General features: G+C 73.0%; 17 protein-coding genes. 9 read left to right on the forward strand and 8 right to left on the reverse strand.

Annotation, left to right across the window (positions count from 1 at the left end; translation table 11 throughout):
* Window positions 1-129: 129 nt before the first annotated feature.
* From ACIPAE_RS36485 to ACIPAE_RS36495, 3 genes are all read right to left on the reverse strand, one after another.
* Window positions 130-594, reverse strand: a complete 465-nt coding sequence (locus tag ACIPAE_RS36485) for an SPW repeat protein (protein WP_329368030.1) — start codon at window positions 592-594, stop codon at window positions 130-132.
* A gap of 163 nt (window positions 595-757) precedes the next feature.
* On the reverse strand, window positions 758-1,474 hold the full coding sequence (locus ACIPAE_RS36490; RefSeq protein ID WP_402451280.1) for a TetR/AcrR family transcriptional regulator: 717 nt from the start codon (window positions 1,472-1,474) through the stop codon (window positions 758-760).
* Window positions 1,475-1,579: 105 nt separating this feature from the next.
* Window positions 1,580-2,911: an MFS transporter gene (locus ACIPAE_RS36495; protein ID WP_402451282.1), complete on the reverse strand. Its 1,332-nt coding sequence runs from the start codon at window positions 2,909-2,911 to the stop codon at window positions 1,580-1,582.
* A gap of 192 nt (window positions 2,912-3,103) precedes the next feature.
* Here ACIPAE_RS36495 and ACIPAE_RS36500 point away from each other — a divergent pair, with 192 nt between their 5' ends.
* The 6 genes from ACIPAE_RS36500 to ACIPAE_RS36525 all read left to right on the forward strand — a co-directional run bounded on the left by ACIPAE_RS36500 (window position 3,104) and on the right by ACIPAE_RS36525 (window position 9,565).
* A complete protein-coding gene (locus tag ACIPAE_RS36500; RefSeq protein WP_402451285.1) occupies window positions 3,104-4,066 on the forward strand; it encodes a DNA polymerase ligase N-terminal domain-containing protein in 963 nt (320 codons plus the stop codon).
* Between the two features lie 197 nt (window positions 4,067-4,263).
* Window positions 4,264-5,196 (forward strand): non-homologous end-joining DNA ligase, encoded by a 933-nt coding sequence (gene ligD, locus ACIPAE_RS36505; protein WP_366412794.1) that lies wholly within the window; start codon window positions 4,264-4,266, stop codon window positions 5,194-5,196.
* A 37-nt stretch (window positions 5,197-5,233) separates the two neighbouring features.
* Complete coding sequence (locus ACIPAE_RS36510; RefSeq protein ID WP_328465403.1) at window positions 5,234-5,953, forward strand: MgtC/SapB family protein; 720 nt, start codon at window positions 5,234-5,236, stop codon at window positions 5,951-5,953.
* Between the two features lie 286 nt (window positions 5,954-6,239).
* On the forward strand, window positions 6,240-6,872 hold the full coding sequence (locus ACIPAE_RS36515) for a MarR family winged helix-turn-helix transcriptional regulator (protein WP_329368023.1): 633 nt from the start codon (window positions 6,240-6,242) through the stop codon (window positions 6,870-6,872).
* Window positions 6,873-8,561 carry an MDR family MFS transporter gene (locus tag ACIPAE_RS36520; RefSeq protein WP_329368022.1) on the forward strand — a complete coding sequence of 563 codons (1,689 nt, stop codon included), beginning with the start codon at window positions 6,873-6,875 and terminating at the stop codon, window positions 8,559-8,561. It begins immediately after the preceding gene.
* Window positions 8,562-8,737: 176 nt separating this feature from the next.
* A complete protein-coding gene (locus ACIPAE_RS36525) occupies window positions 8,738-9,565 on the forward strand; it encodes an SDR family NAD(P)-dependent oxidoreductase (RefSeq protein WP_402451288.1) in 828 nt (275 codons plus the stop codon).
* 74 nt (window positions 9,566-9,639) lie between these two features.
* Here the strand turns inward: ACIPAE_RS36525 and ACIPAE_RS36530 are convergent, their stop codons facing one another.
* Together ACIPAE_RS36530 and ACIPAE_RS36535 are read right to left on the reverse strand one after the other, a co-directional pair.
* A complete protein-coding gene (locus ACIPAE_RS36530) occupies window positions 9,640-10,425 on the reverse strand; it encodes a hypothetical protein (RefSeq protein ID WP_329368019.1) in 786 nt (261 codons plus the stop codon).
* Window positions 10,426-10,673: 248 nt separating this feature from the next.
* Entirely contained in the window at window positions 10,674-11,198 is a 525-nt protein-coding gene (locus ACIPAE_RS36535) for a hypothetical protein (protein WP_328465408.1), read from the reverse strand.
* A 190-nt stretch (window positions 11,199-11,388) separates the two neighbouring features.
* On the opposite strand from ACIPAE_RS36535, the gene ACIPAE_RS36540 reads away from it, so the two are divergent.
* Window positions 11,389-12,042: a TMEM175 family protein gene (locus ACIPAE_RS36540; RefSeq protein WP_329368017.1), complete on the forward strand. Its 654-nt coding sequence runs from the start codon at window positions 11,389-11,391 to the stop codon at window positions 12,040-12,042.
* Window positions 12,043-12,079: 37 nt separating this feature from the next.
* Here ACIPAE_RS36540 and ACIPAE_RS36545 read toward each other — a convergent pair whose 3' ends face one another.
* Entirely contained in the window at window positions 12,080-12,724 is a 645-nt protein-coding gene (locus tag ACIPAE_RS36545; protein ID WP_402451292.1) for an RDD family protein, read from the reverse strand.
* Window positions 12,725-13,122: 398 nt separating this feature from the next.
* On the opposite strand from ACIPAE_RS36545, the gene ACIPAE_RS36550 reads away from it, so the two are divergent.
* Together ACIPAE_RS36550 and ACIPAE_RS36555 are read left to right on the forward strand one after the other, a co-directional pair.
* Window positions 13,123-13,197 carry a putative leader peptide gene (locus ACIPAE_RS36550; protein WP_402451358.1) on the forward strand — a complete coding sequence of 25 codons (75 nt, stop codon included), beginning with the start codon at window positions 13,123-13,125 and terminating at the stop codon, window positions 13,195-13,197.
* A gap of 235 nt (window positions 13,198-13,432) precedes the next feature.
* Window positions 13,433-14,503, forward strand: coding sequence for an LLM class flavin-dependent oxidoreductase (locus ACIPAE_RS36555; protein WP_402451295.1), 1,071 nt, complete (start codon window positions 13,433-13,435; stop codon window positions 14,501-14,503).
* 61 nt (window positions 14,504-14,564) lie between these two features.
* Here the strand turns inward: ACIPAE_RS36555 and ACIPAE_RS36560 are convergent, their stop codons facing one another.
* Together ACIPAE_RS36560 and ACIPAE_RS36565 are read right to left on the reverse strand one after the other, a co-directional pair.
* Window positions 14,565-15,197, reverse strand: a complete 633-nt coding sequence (locus tag ACIPAE_RS36560; RefSeq protein ID WP_366412793.1) for a response regulator transcription factor — start codon at window positions 15,195-15,197, stop codon at window positions 14,565-14,567.
* Window positions 15,197-16,495: a sensor histidine kinase gene (locus tag ACIPAE_RS36565; RefSeq protein ID WP_402451297.1), complete on the reverse strand. Its 1,299-nt coding sequence runs from the start codon at window positions 16,493-16,495 to the stop codon at window positions 15,197-15,199. The genes ACIPAE_RS36560 and ACIPAE_RS36565 overlap by 1 nt, the downstream gene beginning before the upstream one ends.
* Window positions 16,496-16,676: the final 181 nt, after the last annotated feature.

Raw genomic sequence — 16,676 nt, forward strand, 5'->3', positions numbered from 1 at the left:
CTTGACGGCCTTTCCGGCCGCCGCCTCGCCCTCGACACACACGTGGGCGGCCCCTCCGGTGACGGAGAGGTCGCCCGCGCTTCTCTTCGTGCTCTGGTACTTCCTGGTGTCCGGTGGAGCGTCAGCCCGTCAGCTACGGACCCTCCGCTTCATCAGGCCCAGGCCCATCGTGGCCAGCCCAAGCAGGATGGCAACACCACCGACAATCGCGTTGTTCACGATCGCCTTGTGGATGTCGGCGTGGCCCGACACCGCCCAAGGAGCCGCTATCGTCCATGCGCCGATCGCAATCGCGACCCAGCCGAGTCCGTGGGTCCGCTCCAGGACGGAGCCGAACCCCATGGCCAGCACGGCCAGTGCGATACCCACCACCAGGTTGGTGACCCGCAGGCTGGTGAGGCCGGTGAAGCCCACCACCCAAGGCGAGATGGCCAGGTACAGACCGGTGAGGAGGCACAGACCCTCGATCAGGCCGGCCATCGGCTTGTCCGACACCGCGGCATACCGGTCCCGCAGGGACATGATGTCCGGGTGTTCCTCGATGGTGGAGCGCGTCGACGGAGAAGTCGGCGAATGGCTCGAATCGGTGGCCATGTAAGCCACCTCCCTTTCGCAAGAGCAGTCGCTTCTGACGCCGGATGTCCTTCGGTTCTCCATTCCGAAGCTGCCGCATCCTTACTCAGAGTAAAACTCCTGGCAGCCTTGTGGCCACCCGACGCCTGGACGGTTTGCCCGCATTGGCGGTTCTTTCGTCCCTCTACCCATGCACGGGGGGTCGAACACTCCCCAAATCCGCCCCAATCGCATGTTTTGCGATATTCGCGGCCGCCGCGCCGTCAGCCGCGGCCGGCTCCCTGTCCTGGGCCGATGCCATCGGCGCCGCGTCCACCAGCATGGCGGCGGCCTCGCGGGCGGCGGACGCGGCCGTGGGGTCGTGGTCCATCTTGGAGCTGAAGGTGGCGCCGTCGTAGAGGAGGTGCAACTGGCGGGCGAGGCCCTCCGGGTCGGCGACTCCCACCTCCGCGGCGAGCTCGGCGAACAGCGCGCGCATCCAGGCGCGGTACTCGTCGGACGCCTGCTCGACGGAGCCGCCGCGCGGCGCCTCGGCGCTGGCCGCGGCGAACGCGCACCCGTTGTAGCCCGGCGAGGTGATCAGCTCGCCCTGCGCGTCGAACATGCCGAGCAGCCGCTCGCGCGGGGTGCGGAAGCGGGTCAGCACCCGGGTGATCCGGTCGACGTTCCGCTCGCGCCGGTAGTCCAGGTACGCCCGGACCAGCCCCTCCTTGCTGCCGTAGCAGTTGTAGAGGGACGCCTTGGCCACGCCGGCGTGCTCGATGACGCGATCGATGCCGACCGACTGCACGCCCTCCGCGTAGAACAACTCGTTGGCGGCCAGGAGCAGGCGCTCCCGCGCGGAGGTCTTCGGCGCCTTGGACGCCTTCGCGGGCACCCCGGGCACGGAACTCTGCACCATCCCGATCACCTCTCAGACAACCCTGTCTAGTCTAACGCGGGCACCGTATCGGAGATATGACTCGGAAACGGGGATTCGACTCGGAGCCAGACCCTAGGGCACCCACTAGCTCTCCCGCACCGCCTGGGGAGCGCGGCGGCCGAGCAGCAGCCCGACGAGCGCCACCGCGGACAGCAGGATCACCGCGGCGCCGTACTCCCGCACGGTGTCCAGCAGACCGCCGCCGTGGACGACCAGGACGCCGGCGATCACCGCGGGCACCCCCATGCCGAGGTAGGAGACCACGTACAACAGCGAGAGCACGCCGGCCCGTTCGTGCGGCTGCACCAGCGGGAGCACCAGGCGTATGCCGCCCTGGAAGCCGGCCCCGAAGCCGAACCCGGCCACCGCGCTGCCGACGAAGAAGCCGACCTCGGAACCGGTGCCGCCCGCGCCCGAACCGATGGACAGCACGGTGACGGCGACGCCGACGATCAGAGCGCTCACCCCGCTCACCATCACCGTGCGGGTCGGCGTCTCACGCAGCAGCGGCACCGACAGCGCGGCGGCGCCGGCCAGCACGAACAGGCCCAGCCCGCCGTAGACCACCGAGTCGGAGTGCACCAGACGGCTGGTGATCGCCGGACCGAGCGAGCCGTAGAAGCCGGCCAGCGACCAGACCGCGAAGAGCACCGGCGCGGCGACCGCGATCGAACCGCGGGCGGCGCGGGGCAGCTTGATCTCGGGAACCATGCTGGCCAGCGCGCCCGGCTTGCGGGTCACTGGCTCCTTGAGCGCGGTCACGCCGAGCGCCTGGAGGGCGAAGACGCCGAGCAGCAGGTAGTAGACGAGGTGGGTCGGCGCGGGCAGGAACCGCACCACCAGCCCGGAGGCGAGGGCGCCCACCGCGGTGCCGATCGGCGGCGCGAAGGAGTTGGCGACCGAGCCCTTGATCCGGTCGATGTCGAGCAGGCCGGCGCCTATCGCACCGAGCGCGGCGCCCGTCGCGACCCCCTGGACCACCCGGCCGGCCATCAGCACGTCGACCCCGCCGGCGGTGGCGAACACCACCATCGCGGCCGCCTGCGCGGCGAGCGCGACGAACAGCACGGGCTTGCGGCCTATGTGGTCGGAGATCTTGCCGAAGACCAGCAGCGACACCAGCACCGCCACCGCGTAGACCCCGAAGACGATGGTGGTGGTGATCGGCGAGAAGCCCCACTCGCCCTGGTACACCGCGTAGAGCGGGGTCGGGGCGCTGGAGGCGGCGAGCAGGGAGACGATGATCGAGGCGAGCAGGATCAGCGCGGCGGTGGGGCCGAGACTGCGGCCTCCCGCGGAGGCGGGGGCGGGGCCGGCAGGGCCGACGGCACCGGCGGTGCCGGGGGCGCCCGAAGGCGCGGACCTCGTCGTGCGCCTTCGGCGGGCGACGGCCTCACTGGCCGGGGGGACGGGCATGGCTGCTCCCTCGATGGATGATTGAACAGACCTGTCTACTTCGGATTTCTGATGCTAGACAGACAGGTCTACCCAAGTCAAGCCGAGGTTTGTCCTCCATCCGAGTGGTGACCCGTCGGGGGAGGCTGGGTGGGGACCGGGCGGGGCCGGGGCCGGGGGCGAAGGGCAAGCCGCAGCAGCGAGGAGGGCGCCGTGGCCGCATCGGACACCTCGGGTACTCCGGACACCTCGGAGAGCGCCGGGAACACCGGGAACGGCGGGACCGCCGGGAGCACGGACGACCCGCGGGCGCCCGCACCGGAAGCCCCGGACCGCGGCCGGCCCGGGGCGTCCGGGCGCCGCGCCGCCCGCGGCAAGGACCGCCGGGACCGGCTCGCCGCGTACCACCGCAAGCGCGACTTCGGACGTACCGCCGAACCGCGCGGGACCCACGCCTCGGCGGACGGCGGCCCGGTGTACGTCGTGCAGATCCACGACGCGAGCCGGACGCACTTCGACTTCCGGCTGGAGGTCGACGGCGTGCTCAAGTCGTGGGCGGTGCCCAAGGGCCCCTCGACCGATCCGCGGGACAAGCGGCTCGCGGTGCCGACCGAGGACCACCCCATGGAGTACCGGGACTTCGAGGGCGTGATCGAGGCGGGCGAGTACGGCGGCGGGACCGTGATCGTCTGGGACGCGGGCGGCTACCGCAACGCGAGCACCGACCGGTCCGGCCGCGAGGTCCCCTTCGCAGAGGCGCTGGCGCACGGCCACGCGTCCTTCCGGCTGGTCGGCGGCAAGTTGCGCGGCCGCTGGTCGCTGACCCGTTTCCGCGCGGGCGAACCCGGCACCGAGGACGACAGCGGACACGCCAGGGGCGAGGCGTGGCTGCTGGTCAGGTCCGCGGAAGAGGGCCGCCGCGGCGGTGGCGGACGCGGACGGGCCGCCGCCCGCCGCGGCCGGGCGCGCGGAGCGGCCGCCGCCGGGGCGGGTCCCGGCGCGCACGGCCGGCGCGCGGCCGACCCGGACCCGCACGGCGCGGACCCGGGCGACTCCGCCGAGCAAGCCCGCGGCCGCGGCACCCCCGACCCGCATCTGGCCCGCAGCGCGCGCACCGGCCGCACCCTCGCGCAGGTGGCCGCGGCGGGCGGACCGACCTGGCACTCGAACCGTTGACCGCCTCCCGCGGCCCCTCACCCGGCCCGTCGCCCGCCTCCCCCCGCGGCGCGGCCCCTCGCGGCGCGGCCCCCCGCACCGCCTCGCCCGGCCGCTCCCCCGGCTCCTCCGCCTCCCCCGCCTTGAGCCCCTCCGCCGTACCCGCCCGCCTGCTGCGCCCGGTCCCCGCGCACCGCGCCGGCCTCCCGGTCCTCCCGATGCTCGCCACCCCCACCGACCGCCGCTCGTTCGACGGGAGTTGGCTGTTCGAGCGGAAGCTCGACGGCGTGCGGGTGCTGGCCGTACGCGACGCGGACGGCGTGCGGCTGCTCTCGCGCACCGGACGGGACGTCAGCGCGACCTATCCCGAGGTGGTGGCGGCGCTCGCGGCGCAGGAGTGCGCGGACTTCACGGTCGACGGCGAGGTGGTGGCGCTGCGCGCGGGGCGCACCGACTTCGCGCTGCTCCAGCAGCGGATGGGGCTCACCGATCCGCGGGCGGTGCGGGCCAGCCCGGTGGAGGTCCACTACTACGTGTTCGACGTGCTCGCACTGGCCGGCTGGGACACCTCCCGGGTGCCGCAGCGGACCCGGAAGGCGCTGCTGCGCGACGCGTTGGCGTACGGCGGGCCGCTGCGCTTCACCCCGCACCGCAACTACGCGGGCGACACCCCGGCGTTGCTCGCCGACGCCTGCGCGCGGGGCTGGGAGGGGCTGATCGCCAAGCGCGCGGACGCCGCCTACCAGCCGCGCCGCTCGCACGACTGGCTGAAGCTGAAGTGCGCGGCCGGGCAGGAGTTCGTGGTCGGCGGCTTCACCGAGCCGGCCGGCTCGCGGATCGGCTTCGGCGCGCTGCTGGTCGGCTACCACGACGCGGACGGCGCGCTGCGTTACGCGGGGAAGGTGGGCACCGGGTACCGCGACCGGGTGCTGCGGGAGGTGCGGGCGCGCCTGGACGCGCTGGCCCGGCCGGCGTCGCCGTTCGCCGACCCGGTGCGTGAACGCGCCGCGCACTGGGCGGAGCCGGTGCTCGTGGCGCAGGTCGCCTTCACCGAGTGGACCAGGGACGGGATGCTGCGCCACCCCCGCTTCCTGGGGCTGCGCGACGACAAGGACCCCGCCGACGTGGTCCGCGAGGCGCCGCCCGGCTGACGGCCCGGCGCACCGGCCGGTGACTACAGTGGCTGGGATGGAACTGGCGATGTGGGGCGAAGCGACCGGCCAGGGCTGGTCGCAGATCGGCGAGTTGGGGCTGGCGTTCGTGCTGTCGGCGGCGATCGGGCTGGAGCGCGAGGTACGCCAGAAGAGCGCGGGCATGCGTACCCACACGCTCGTCGGGCTCGGCGCCGCGCTGATCATGCTGGTGTCGAAGTACGGCTTCAGCGACGTGCTCGGCCACGACACGGTGCTGGACCCGTCCCGGGTGGCCGCGCAGATCGTCTCCGGGATCGGCTTCATCGGCGGCGGGTTGATCTTCGTACGCCAGGACGTGGTGCGCGGACTGACCACCGCGGCCGTGGTGTGGATGACGGCCGCGATCGGCATGGCGGCGGGCGCCGGACTGCCGGTGCTGGCCCTGGTGGTGGCCGGGGCGCACTTCCTGATCGTGCTCGGCTTCGCGCCGCTGGCCGCCCGTATCCCCGGCTCGACCCGCTCCCCCGCCTGGCTCCGGCTGGACTACGAGGACGGTCGGGGAGTGCTGCGATCCGCCCTGGAGTCCTGCACGAAGATGGGCTTCAACGTGGTCGACCTGTCGGCGGAGCACGACCACGAACCCGAACACCGCGGCACCGTCACGGTGCATCTGACCGTGCAGGGTCCGCGGCCGGTGGTGGAGCTCGCGTCGGCGCTCGCGGAGATCGACGGCGTGCACCGGGTGAGTACGACCCAGGACGACGCGATCGAGTAGCTTCCGCACGCCCCCGATATCAGTTGCTTGCCTCCAGCAAGTAATATAAGTTGCTGAAGGCAAACAACTGCTTATCGGACAACAGGGGGCGAGGGCGACGGACATCGAGGCCGTACCCGCGACCGACGGCGTCGCGCACGGGACTGACGCGACGCACGGGACGGACGGTACGCGCGTAACGCACCGGCCGGACGCGACGCACCCGGCGGAAGCAGCGCACCGGGCGGACGCAGCGCACCCGGCACACCCGTCGGACACGACGCACGCCACGCACGAGACCGAGGTCGTGCTGGAGAGTGCCACCGTCGGCGACCAGTTGTCGCGGCTGATGCGGCTGGTCGGCGCGTGGAAGCACCGGGTGCGGGACGAGGGGTGGGGCGACCGGCTGCTGCTGGGACGGCTCGCCGAGGGCGGCCCGCGGCGGGCCACCGACCTCGCCGCCGACACCCTGCTCGACCTGTCCACGGTGAGCCGGCAGATCCGCTCGCTCGTCGAACGGGGCCTGGTCGAGCGGCGGCCGGACCCGGAGGACGGCCGCGGCACCCTGCTCTCCCCGACCGAGCAGGGGCTCGCCGCGGTGGAGCGCTACCGCGCGCAGCGCGACCAGAAGCTGGCCGACGCGCTCGCCGCCTGGCCCGGCCCGGACCGCCGGGACCTCGGCCGCCTGCTGGCCCGCTTCAACGACGACTTCGCCGAACGGCACGTGCGGCCGGTGTGCGCTCCCGCGCAAGGACACGGCCACGCCCACGGGCACGCCCACGGCGACCCGCACGGCCACACCCACTCCGGCCCCTCGGGCCACGACCGCGACCCGGCAGCCGGACACGGCGCCGACGCACCGGGCGGCGCGACCGCCCCCCTCCCACTTCCGCACCACCGCCGGGCCCGCACCCCGGGTCAGATCCAGGAGACCACCTAAGTGAGCAGTAGCAGCCGGACCTCACCATCGTCAGGGGCCGCCCCGGAACCCGCGGCCCCCGCGGCCGACCTCGCACCGGGCGGCCTGACCCACCGTCAGATCCTGACCATCCTCAGCGGTCTGATGCTGGGCATGTTCCTGGCCGCGCTCGACCAGACCATCGTCAGCACCGCGATCCGGACCATAGCCGACGACCTGCACGGCCTGAACCAGCAGGCGTGGACCACCACCGCCTACCTGATCACGTCGACCATCGCCACCCCGCTGTACGGCAAGCTCTCCGACATCCACGGGCGCAAGCCGTACTTCATCGCCGCGATCAGCATCTTCATCGTCGGCTCGGTCCTGTGCACCTTCTCCACCTCGATGGTGGAACTGGCGGTCTTCCGCGCCTTCCAGGGCATCGGGGCCGGCGGTCTGATGTCACTGGCGCTGGCGATCATCGGCGACATCGTGCCGCCGCGCGAACGGGCCAGGTACCAGGGGTACATCCTCGCGGTCTTCGCCACCTCCAGCGTGGCCGGTCCGCTGATCGGCGGCTTCCTCGCCGGCCAGTCCACCATCCTGAGCATCGCCGGCTGGCGCTGGGTGTTCCTGGTCAACGTGCCGATCGGCATCATCGGGCTGTTCGTGGTCGCCCGGGTGCTGAACGTGCCGCACATCAAGCGCAACCACCGCATCGACTGGTGGGGCGCGGTGACCATCGTGATCGGCCTGGTGCCGCTGCTGCTCATCGCCGAGCAGGGCGAGGCGTGGGGCTGGCTCTCCGCGCGGGCGGTGCTCTGCTACGCGGTCGGCGTCATCGGGGTGGCCGCCTGGATCTTCGTCGAGCGCGGCATGGGCGACGAGGCGCTGATCCCGATGCGGCTGTTCCGCAACAACGTCTTCAGCCGCACCAGCCTGCTCAGCCTGATCGTCGGCATGGTGATGTTCGGCGGGCTGCTGATGATCCCGCAGTACCTCCAGATCGTGAAGGGCGCGAGCCCGACCAGGTCCGGCCTGGAGATGCTGCCGCTGATGCTCGGCATGATGGTCGCCTCCATCGCCGCCGGCCAGGCCACCTCCAGGACCGGCCGCTACAAGATCTTCCCGGTGGTCGGCACGGCGCTGATGTTCGTCACCATGCTGCTCTTCCACTACCAGGTGCAGTGGGACACCCCGCTGCCCAAGACCATGGCGTTCATGGCGCTGATGGGGGTCGGGCTCGGTCTGACCATGCAGACGCTGGTGATGTCCGTGCAGAACGCGGTGCCGCCGCAGGACATGGGCACCGCCACCGCGTCGGCGACGTTCTTCCGGCAGCTCGGCGGTACCGCCGGCACCGCGATCTTCCTGTCGGTGCTGTTCAGCACGGTCGGCGGCAAGATCACCACGGCGCTGGGCAAGGCGCAGTCGCACCCGGACTTCCAGAAGGCCGTCGCCGCGCATCCGCACGCGCTGTCGCCGCAGAGCGCGAAGTCCGTGGTCACCGACTCGTCGTTCCTCAAGCACCTCGACCCCGCGCTGGCCGCGCCCTTCAAGCAGGGGTTCGCCGACTCGATGCACCTGGTGTTCATCATCGTCGCCGGTGTGGCCCTGCTGGCGTTCCTGCTGATGCTCACCATCAAGGAGGTGCCGCTGCGCAGCCTCTCGGGTGCGCAGGCCCGCGCTCAGGCCGAGGCGGAGTCGGCGGCGAGCACGGAGTTGTAGGCGTTCGGGCGTCCCGTCGTCCTGGTTCCCCGCGCACCCTTTCGGAAGGGGGCGCGGGGAACCGCGCGTTCGCGGGGTGCCGCGGAGTGCCGCACGTTCGCGGGGCGCGCCCTCGGCCATCCGCGCACCCGTAAATCCGAGACGGAAAGTCTCGAAACAAGAGTAGGCTCGGGACCATGCGGGCCATCGAACAGCAGACGATCATGATCACGGGGGCGACGGACGGCCTCGGCCGGGCGCTGGCCCGTGAACTCGCCGCGCGGGGCGCCACGCTGGTGCTGCACGGCAGGAGCGACCGGAAGGGCGAGGACCTCCTCGCGGAGCTGCGCGCGGCCACCGGCAACGACCGGCTGAGCTTCCTGCGCGCGGACTTCGCGAACCTCGCCGACGTCCACGCGCTGGCCGAGCGCGCGGCCGGGCTCGACCGGCTGGACGTACTGGTCAACAACGCCGGGATCGCCTCCCCCGACCGCCAGGTCAGCGCGGACGGCCACGAGTTGACGTTCCAGGTGGACTACCTGGCCGGCTACGTCCTCGCGGTGCGCCTCGCCCCGCTGCTGGCCCGCTCCGCCCCCGCCCGCATCGTGCACGTCAGTTCGGCCGGCCAGGCGCCGATCGACTTCGCCGACCCGATGCTGACCCGCGGCTACGACGTGATGCAGGCGTACTGCCAGGCGAAGTTGGCGCAGATCATGCTCACCGTGGACCTCGCGGAGACGCTGGCGCCCCAGGGCGTGACGGCCAACGCGCTGCACCCCGCGACCTTCATGCCGACCAAGATCCTCATGGGCGTCGCCCCGCACAGCACCCTCGAAGAGGGCATGCGCAACACGCTGCGCCTGATCACCGATCCGGCCCTGGACGGCGTCTCCGGCCAGTACTTCGACGGCGCCCGCCGTACCCGCGCCGCCCATGACGCCTACGACCCCGAAGCGCGGCGCCGGCTGCGCGAGTTGAGCGAACAGCTGACCGGCGCCCCGTTCCCGGCACCGCCGAGGAACTGACCCCCTGGCGAACCGTCCCGCGGCGCCGCGGCGCCGCGGCGCGTCCGGCTCGTCTCCGGTGCGCGGCCACCGCACTAGCGGGTGGGAGCGGAGGCCGGGGCGGGGGTCTCGGTGGAGTGGTGGGGCTGGTCGGTGGGGGCGGTGGAGCGCTGGCGGGCGGCGAGCCACGCGACGAGGCCGGCGATGAGGACGGCGAGGACCAGGCTGACCGGGCCGGTGCCCCAACCGAGGCCGCCGTGGGCGGTGGAGGCGCCCATCCAGTCGGCGAAGGAGGCGCCGAGCGGGCGGGTCAGGACGTAGGCGGCCCAGAAGGTGGCGACCGGGTTGAGCCGGAAGCCGAGCCAGGCGACGGCGGGTACGGCGATCAGCGCCGCGAACATCACGCCGGAGGAGAAGTAGCCGAGGTGCAGACCGCCCGCGGTGAGGTCACCGACGGCGGTGCCCAGCGCGAAGGTGGCCAGCACGGTGCCCCAGTAGAACTTCTCGCGCCGCCGGGTGCGGATGCTGTGGATCGACAGGGTGCCCTCGCTGCGGTACCAGGCGATCAGCACGGCCGTGAGGATCACGGCGAAGGCCACGGTGGAGACCGCGTACGGGATGCCCACCACGACGTGCACGACGTCGGCGGCCATCGTGCCGAAGACGCTCACCATGACGATCGCCGACCAGTACGTCCAGGCCGAGTAGCGTGGCGCGCGGAACTGGAGCATCAGCGAGCCGACCAGCCCGAGCAGCCCGATCGCTCCGGCCCCGACCGGGCTCAGCACCCGGGCGAGGAAATCCGAGGTGGTCTCACCCATACCGGTGGTGAGCACCTTCGTCAGCCAGAACAGCACGGTCACTTCGGGTACCTTGCTCATGGCCGCGCCGGCCGCCCTCGCCGCGCCACCGCCGCCGTGTCGGGACCGCTTCACGAAGCCGCCGCCTTCCTGGCGCCACGCGGGCGCCGCCCTACGATCCATGTCTGACTACAGGACTGTAGACGGAAACGCTGCGGCGTTCGTTCCCGGGGGCCTCCCCGGAGCTCGTCGGGCCCCCTTGCGCCGGTCGGGGGACCGGCCTGGTCGGTGAGCGGCCTGGTCGGTGAGCGGCCTGGTCGGGCCCCGGCCTAGATCCAGTCGAGCCAGAAGAGGAAGACGTTCGCCAGCGCGCCCGGGGCGCCCGCGCCGAAGGCGATCACCAGGGCCTGGCCGATCGCCACGTCGGTCGGGTCGATGCCGGGCTGCCAGCGCAGGCGGGCGTCGAGCCCGGGGATCTCCCGGAAGGGCGAGTACGACCGCAGGGTGCCGTGCGCGGCGGCGATGGGCGTGCCGTCGCGCAGGAGGAGGGCGCGGCGCAGGCCGGTGGGCCGCAGTTCGTAGCCGCGGTCGCCGACCAGGGCGGTGCGGGTACGGCTCGCGCGGCTCATCGACCAGGCCCGGCCGGCGCGTTGGAGGGGTATCGGCCGGCCGTCGAACGTCATGCCGCCGAGGTCGCGGCCGGGCAGCGTCGTCACCGTCGGCACGTTCGGCCCGTCGAGCACCGCGATGACCGACGGCCAGCCGTCGTAGCTGATCCGGAGCTGCCCGAACGGGCTGTCGACGGTGCGGTGCCGGGTGAGGCGGACCTTGCGGCGGCCGCGGAACAGGGACACGTACGCTCAACCCCCCGGTATGAAAAGTGCGGCTCAGTCTGGCACACGGGCCCCTCCCGCCGCAGGGTCCTCGCCGCCCCGCGCCGATCCGCGGTGACACGCCGCGTACGGACCAATGGGCCGGACCCGGGCCGCCCGCACGGGAAGCTCTGGTTCTCCCAGGTACCCGGTGTGCGAGCAAGGCGGTGGCGTGGCGCAGGACAGGCACTCCCTGGGCCGGCTCACGGCCCTGACCGACGGGGTCTTCGCGATCGCCCTGACCGTCCTGGTGCTCCAGATCCCCGTGCCGCGGCTCGCCGACAGCGGCTCCGCCCGGCAGATGCGCACCGCGCTGTCCCGTCTGGAGGGCCAGTTCCTCAGCTACGCGGCCACGTTCGTCATCATCGCGGCCTTCTGGCAGCAGCACCGCCGGCTCTTCCACCTCTCCGCCTGGCACGACGAATGGGTGGGCCGCCTCAACTCCTTCTTCCTGCTGCTGATCGCGTTCCTGCCGTTCCCCTCCGCCCTGGTCGGACGGTACGGCTCCAACGCGGCGGCCGTGGTCTTCTTCAACCTCGCCGTGCTCGCCGTGGCCGCGGTCTTCGTTCTGCTCTGGCTACGGCTGCGCCACGTCGGCCACTTCACCGACTACCTCCCCATCGCCTACGGCCGCTGGGTGCTCGCCCGCACCCTCGCGGTGTCCGCCGCGCTGGCCACGTCTGCCGCCCTCGCACCGTTCGACACCGATGCGGCCACCTACGTGTGGATCGGCATCGTGCCTCTGATGCTGGCGGTGAACCTCCGCTACCGGAAGGCGATCTCCATCGCCAACGCGGCCGAGGACGACGGGGATTCGGAGGGCTGAGCGGGTCAGCGGGCCGGGGGTTCGGCGGGCCGGGGGTTCAGCGGGCCGGGCGGCGGGCTATGGCCGTACGGGCGGCGATGTCGATCACGCTGTGGTGGTAGGGGCGTTCGGTGAGGATGCGGAGGGGGCGGCTGAGGAACGCCACGAGGTTCACCAGCGGGATCAGCCAGCCCACGACCGTGAGGAGGCGCGCCCGCCGGAAGGACTGCTTCCAGGTCGGCCGCTCGTGGCCGTCCCAGAGCCGGACCACGCGCAGACCGGTCAGCAGCAGCCCGGGGGTGCCGCCCCACAGGGCCACGAACACGGCGCCGTAGAAGGTCAGCCAGACGCACCCGAGCAGCCAGAACGCGAGCAGGAAGTACCCCTGGCCGTCCGGGTCCACCGCGTACTGGATTCCGGACGCGAGCGTTCCCGGCGCGGCGAGCGAGATCGCGGCGATCGCCAGGTCGATCACCATGGCGGCGAACCGCCTTCCGGTGGACGCCAGTTCGACGGTCGCGACCTCGCCGCCGCCGACGGGTGCCCGGCCGGCCAGACCCGCGCAGGCGTACGCCGTCCGGGAGCCCTCCGGAGGCTCCGCCGTGAGCGGGTGCCTCATGCGCTGCTCCTCGCGGGCCCGTTCGCGCCGCGCGGCCCGGTCCATCGCGCCCGCGGCGGTGCGGCCGCCCTCCAACGTCTCCATCGTTTCCCGCCCTTGACGTGCACGGCAGTGCGCGCCTCGCACCGCGTTGTCGGCGGGGAGATCCTGACATGATCTTCGCAATGACCACACCATGAGTTCACCAAAGCTGCGCCAACTCGCCATCATCGGGGAACCAAAGAGGCGCCGCTGCCGTCACGGCGACCCGAGGACGCTGAGGCCCTGTTGAGGAAGTCCCACCCCCCTGACCTCGGCGGGGGAGGTCCTGCGATCTGGGGGGCGCCTCCCCCGTCGAAGCCTTTCGGGGAGCACCGGAAGCCGGTCCTTCACCCACGGAGAACCACACGACAGGCCCCAGCCGGGTGCCGCGCGCAGATGTCACACAGCCGTCACGCGTGCGCGCATTGCCAGCGGTCCGCGGGGCGCATAGCTTGGCGGGTGTGCGGCAAAGGACGAGGCTGGTGACCCGCGTGTACGTCGACCTGTTGCGGTCGGCAAGCGCGTTGTGTCGTTAGGCCCGCAGCCCCCTTCGCCCGTTCCGGGCCGTGCTCGCGCCCGCACCGGCAACCGCGCTTCCGAGGTGTTCCCGTCCCCGGCAGCCGCGGTGCCCCCGCTGCGCAACGCACCCGCCCGCGCCCGGGCCGATTCCGGTGCCCCGTAGGGACTTTCCCGGAATCCCGCCGGCTCCGCCGCCGCCCCACACGGAAACGCGCGGAAACGCACGATGACGCAACGAATCGGAGTCCCGCCGTGAGTTCGGAATTCCTCTGGTACATCCCCAACACCGTCGAACCCGGCCACCGGGGCGACGACACCACGACCGGCTGGGGCACGCTCGAATTCTCCACCGAACTCGCCCTCGCCGCCGAGGAGCACGGCTGGGGCGGCGCCCTCATCGGCGCGGGGTGGGGCCGGCCGGACACCTTCACCGTGGCCACCGCGCTGGCCGCCCGCACCACCACGTTCAAGCCGCTGGTGGCGGTGCGCCCCGGCTACTGGCAGCCCGCGCACTTCGCGAGTTCCGCGGCCACCCTGGACCGGCTCAGCGGCGGGCGGCTGCTGGTCAACATCGTCAGCGGCCTGGACAGCGCCGCCGCGTACGGCGACGGCGAGAGCGACCCGGCCCGCCGCTACGACCGCACCCGCGAGTTCCTGCGGCTCGTACGCCGGCTGTGGACCGAGGAGAACGTCACCTTCCGCGGCGAGTTCTTCGGCGTCGAGGACTCCACGGTGAGCCCGCCGCCGTACGGTGCCGAGGACGGCAGGACCCCGCGGCTGTACTTCGGCGGCGCCTCCGCGGCGGCGGAGCGGGTCTCGGCCGCCGAGGCCGACGTCCAGCTCTTCTGGGGCGAGCCGCTCGACGGCCTGGCCGAGCGGATCGACCGGCTCAAGGCACTGAGCACCTCGCTCGAACGGCGGCACGCCCCGCTGGAGTTCGGGCTGCGGATCACCACGCTGATCCGGGACACGACCGAGCAGGCGTGGCACGACGCCGAGGCGAAGGTCGCCGCGATGGCGGACCGGCCCGACACCACGGCCGCCTACTGGCACAGCGCCGTCGGGCAGCGCCGGCTGCGCGAACTCACCGAGCGCGGCGAGGTGTTGGACTCCTGCCTGTACACCGCGCCCGGCCGCGTCGGCGGCGTCGGCGCGGGCAGCAGCTGGCTGGTCGGCTCGCCCGACGACGTGGCCGCGGCGCTGCGCAGGTACGGCGAACTCGGCATCACCCACTTCGTGCTGTCCGACACCCCCTACCGCACGGAAGTGGCCCGGATCGGGGACCAGTTGCTCGGCCGGCTCCGGCAGCCCAGCGCCGTCTGACCCGGCCTGATCCGGTTCGGCGGTTCAGCGGCAGGCCGTCAGGACGGTGAGCGGAACGCCGTCAGGACTGGAGGAACGCCAGGACCGCCAGGACCCGGCGGTGGGTCTCCTCGGCCGGGGGCAGGTCGAGCTTGGCGAGGATGTTGCCGATGTGCTTGCCGACCGCGGCCTCGGAGACCACGAGCCCGCGGGCGATCGCGGCGTTGGAGCGGCCCTCGGCGACCAGCGCGAGGACCTCCCGTTCGCGCGGGGTGAGGCGTTCCAGGGGATCGCGGCGGTGGCGCAGCAGCTGGCGGACCACCTCGGGGTCCACCACGGTGCCGCCGTCGGCGACCTGGTGGAGGGCGGCCACGAACTCCTCGACCCGGCCGACCCGGTCCTTGAGCAGGTAGCCGACGCCGGTGCCGTCGCCGGTCTCCAACAGCTCGGTGACGTAGGAGCGTTGGACGTACTGGCTGAGCACGAGGACCGGGAGCGCGGGCGTCGCGCGGCGCAGGGCGACGGCGGCGCGCAGCCCCTCGTCGGTGAAGCCGGGCGGCATGCGGACGTCGGTCACCACGACGTCCGGGCGGTGCGCGGCGACAGCGGCGCGCAGCGCGTCGCCGTCGCCGACCGCGGCGACCACCCCGTGGCCGAAGCGCGCCAGCAGTCCGGTCAGCCCCTCGCGCAGCAGCACGCTGTCCTCGGCCAGCACTACCCGGAGCGGACGGTCGACGGCGTCATCTCGCACGGCAGCTCCACTCTCAGCAGGGTCGGTCCGCCGGGAGGGCTGGACAGTTCGAGTCTTCCATCCAGCACCGATACCCGGTCGGCGAGGCCGATCAGGCCCGAACCCCGGCCGGCCGAGGCGCCGCCGCGCCCGTTGTCGCCGACCTCGACCGTGAGGCGGCCCGCGGCGTACCTGCCCACCACGCCGGCCCGGGTCGCGCCGCTGTGCCGGGCGATGTTCGTGAGCGCCTCGCACACCACGAAGTACGCGGTGGCCTCGACCGCGTCGGGCAGCCGGCCCGGCAGGTCGAGGGAGACGTCCACCGGCACCGCCGACCGGTCGGCGACATCCGGGATCGCCGCCGGCAGGCCGTAGTCGGCCAGCACCTTGGGGTGGATGCCGCGGATCAACTCCCGCAACGCGAGGAGGACTTCGCCGGCCTCGTCGTGTGCCTTCGCGATCAGGTCCGCGACCGGACCCGGCGGGGCGTCCAGGCGGGCGAGGCCGAGGGTCATGGTCAGTGCCACCAGCCGCTGCTGGGCGCCGTCGTGCAGATCGCGCTCGATCCGGCGCCGCTCCGCCTCGAAGGCGTCCATCAACCGGCCCCGGGAGCTGGCGAGTTCCACGATCCGGCGGCCCAGCGCGTCGTCGCGCGGCGACGTGAGCAGCCGGGTGAGCCCGGCACGTGCGCCGGCCAGCGGGCCGAGCACGTATCCGACGACGCCGAGCAGCACCACCCCCAGCAGCGCCGCGCCGAGCGCCTCGGGATACGACGACACGCTCCACGTCTTGAGCACCCTGTACTGGCGTCCGTGGCCGGCCGTCGCCATCAGGACGGGGGTGGCGATCAGGCCCAGCGCCACGGCCAGCGCGACGCCCGCGGCCAGCAGGTCCAGCGGCCACAGCACGACCGCGAGCAGCAGCGTGTACGCCAGCTCCCGCCAGGTCGCCTGCTCCCGGTACCGGGTGCGCAGCAGCGCGACGACGCCCGGCCGGCCCGGCGGCCGGTGGCCGCTCGGCGCCGGGTCGGCGTCGATCAGCCGCAGCCGCCACCGTTCGACGGCCGCCACCGGGATGCCCACCAGGCCGAGCAGGGCCAGCAGCGGCAGCCCGACCAGCACCAGGGTCAGCCCGCCGGCGACCACCGCGTACCCGGCGATCACCACCAGCGCGGCCAGCCCCACCGGAGCGCTGCTCAGCAGGTAGCCCGCCGCCCGCCAGGGCCACGAGGTCAGCAGGTAGTCGGGCCGGGCCAGGGCCTGCCAGACGTTGCGGGAGCGCATCCGCCCACCGTAGAAGAGCGGTTCGGGGCCAGGCGATCCCGCTGGACCGAACTCCGGGGTAGTGCCTGCCCTACCCCGAACCCGTCCCGCCCGCACGCCGCGTGGCCGCCGTGACCGTCAACTTCCCCTTGTTCAGGGCATGTCCGGCCCCCCAGCCGTACTACCAGCCGTACGGCCGTGT

Origin of the sequence: Streptomyces sp. NPDC087270, assembly GCF_044744625.1 — a bacterium.
Lineage (GTDB): Bacteria > Actinomycetota > Actinomycetes > Streptomycetales > Streptomycetaceae > Actinacidiphila.

Coding starts and splice junctions, on each gene's coding strand:
- ligD (WP_366412794.1), top strand. CDS start 4,264: ATGCTCGCCACCCCCACCGACCGCCGCTCGTTCGACGGGAGTTGGCTG.
- ACIPAE_RS36565 (WP_402451297.1), bottom strand. CDS start 16,495: ATGCGCTCCCGCAACGTCTGGCAGGCCCTGGCCCGGCCCGACTACCTG.
- ACIPAE_RS36510 (WP_328465403.1), top strand. CDS start 5,234: ATGGAACTGGCGATGTGGGGCGAAGCGACCGGCCAGGGCTGGTCGCAG.
- ACIPAE_RS36525 (WP_402451288.1), top strand. CDS start 8,738: ATGCGGGCCATCGAACAGCAGACGATCATGATCACGGGGGCGACGGAC.
- ACIPAE_RS36545 (WP_402451292.1), bottom strand. CDS start 12,724: ATGGAGACGTTGGAGGGCGGCCGCACCGCCGCGGGCGCGATGGACCGG.
- ACIPAE_RS36495 (WP_402451282.1), bottom strand. CDS start 2,911: ATGCCCGTCCCCCCGGCCAGTGAGGCCGTCGCCCGCCGAAGGCGCACG.
- ACIPAE_RS36485 (WP_329368030.1), bottom strand. CDS start 594: ATGGCCACCGATTCGAGCCATTCGCCGACTTCTCCGTCGACGCGCTCC.
- ACIPAE_RS36530 (WP_329368019.1), bottom strand. CDS start 10,425: ATGAGCAAGGTACCCGAAGTGACCGTGCTGTTCTGGCTGACGAAGGTG.
- ACIPAE_RS36490 (WP_402451280.1), bottom strand. CDS start 1,474: ATGGTGCAGAGTTCCGTGCCCGGGGTGCCCGCGAAGGCGTCCAAGGCG.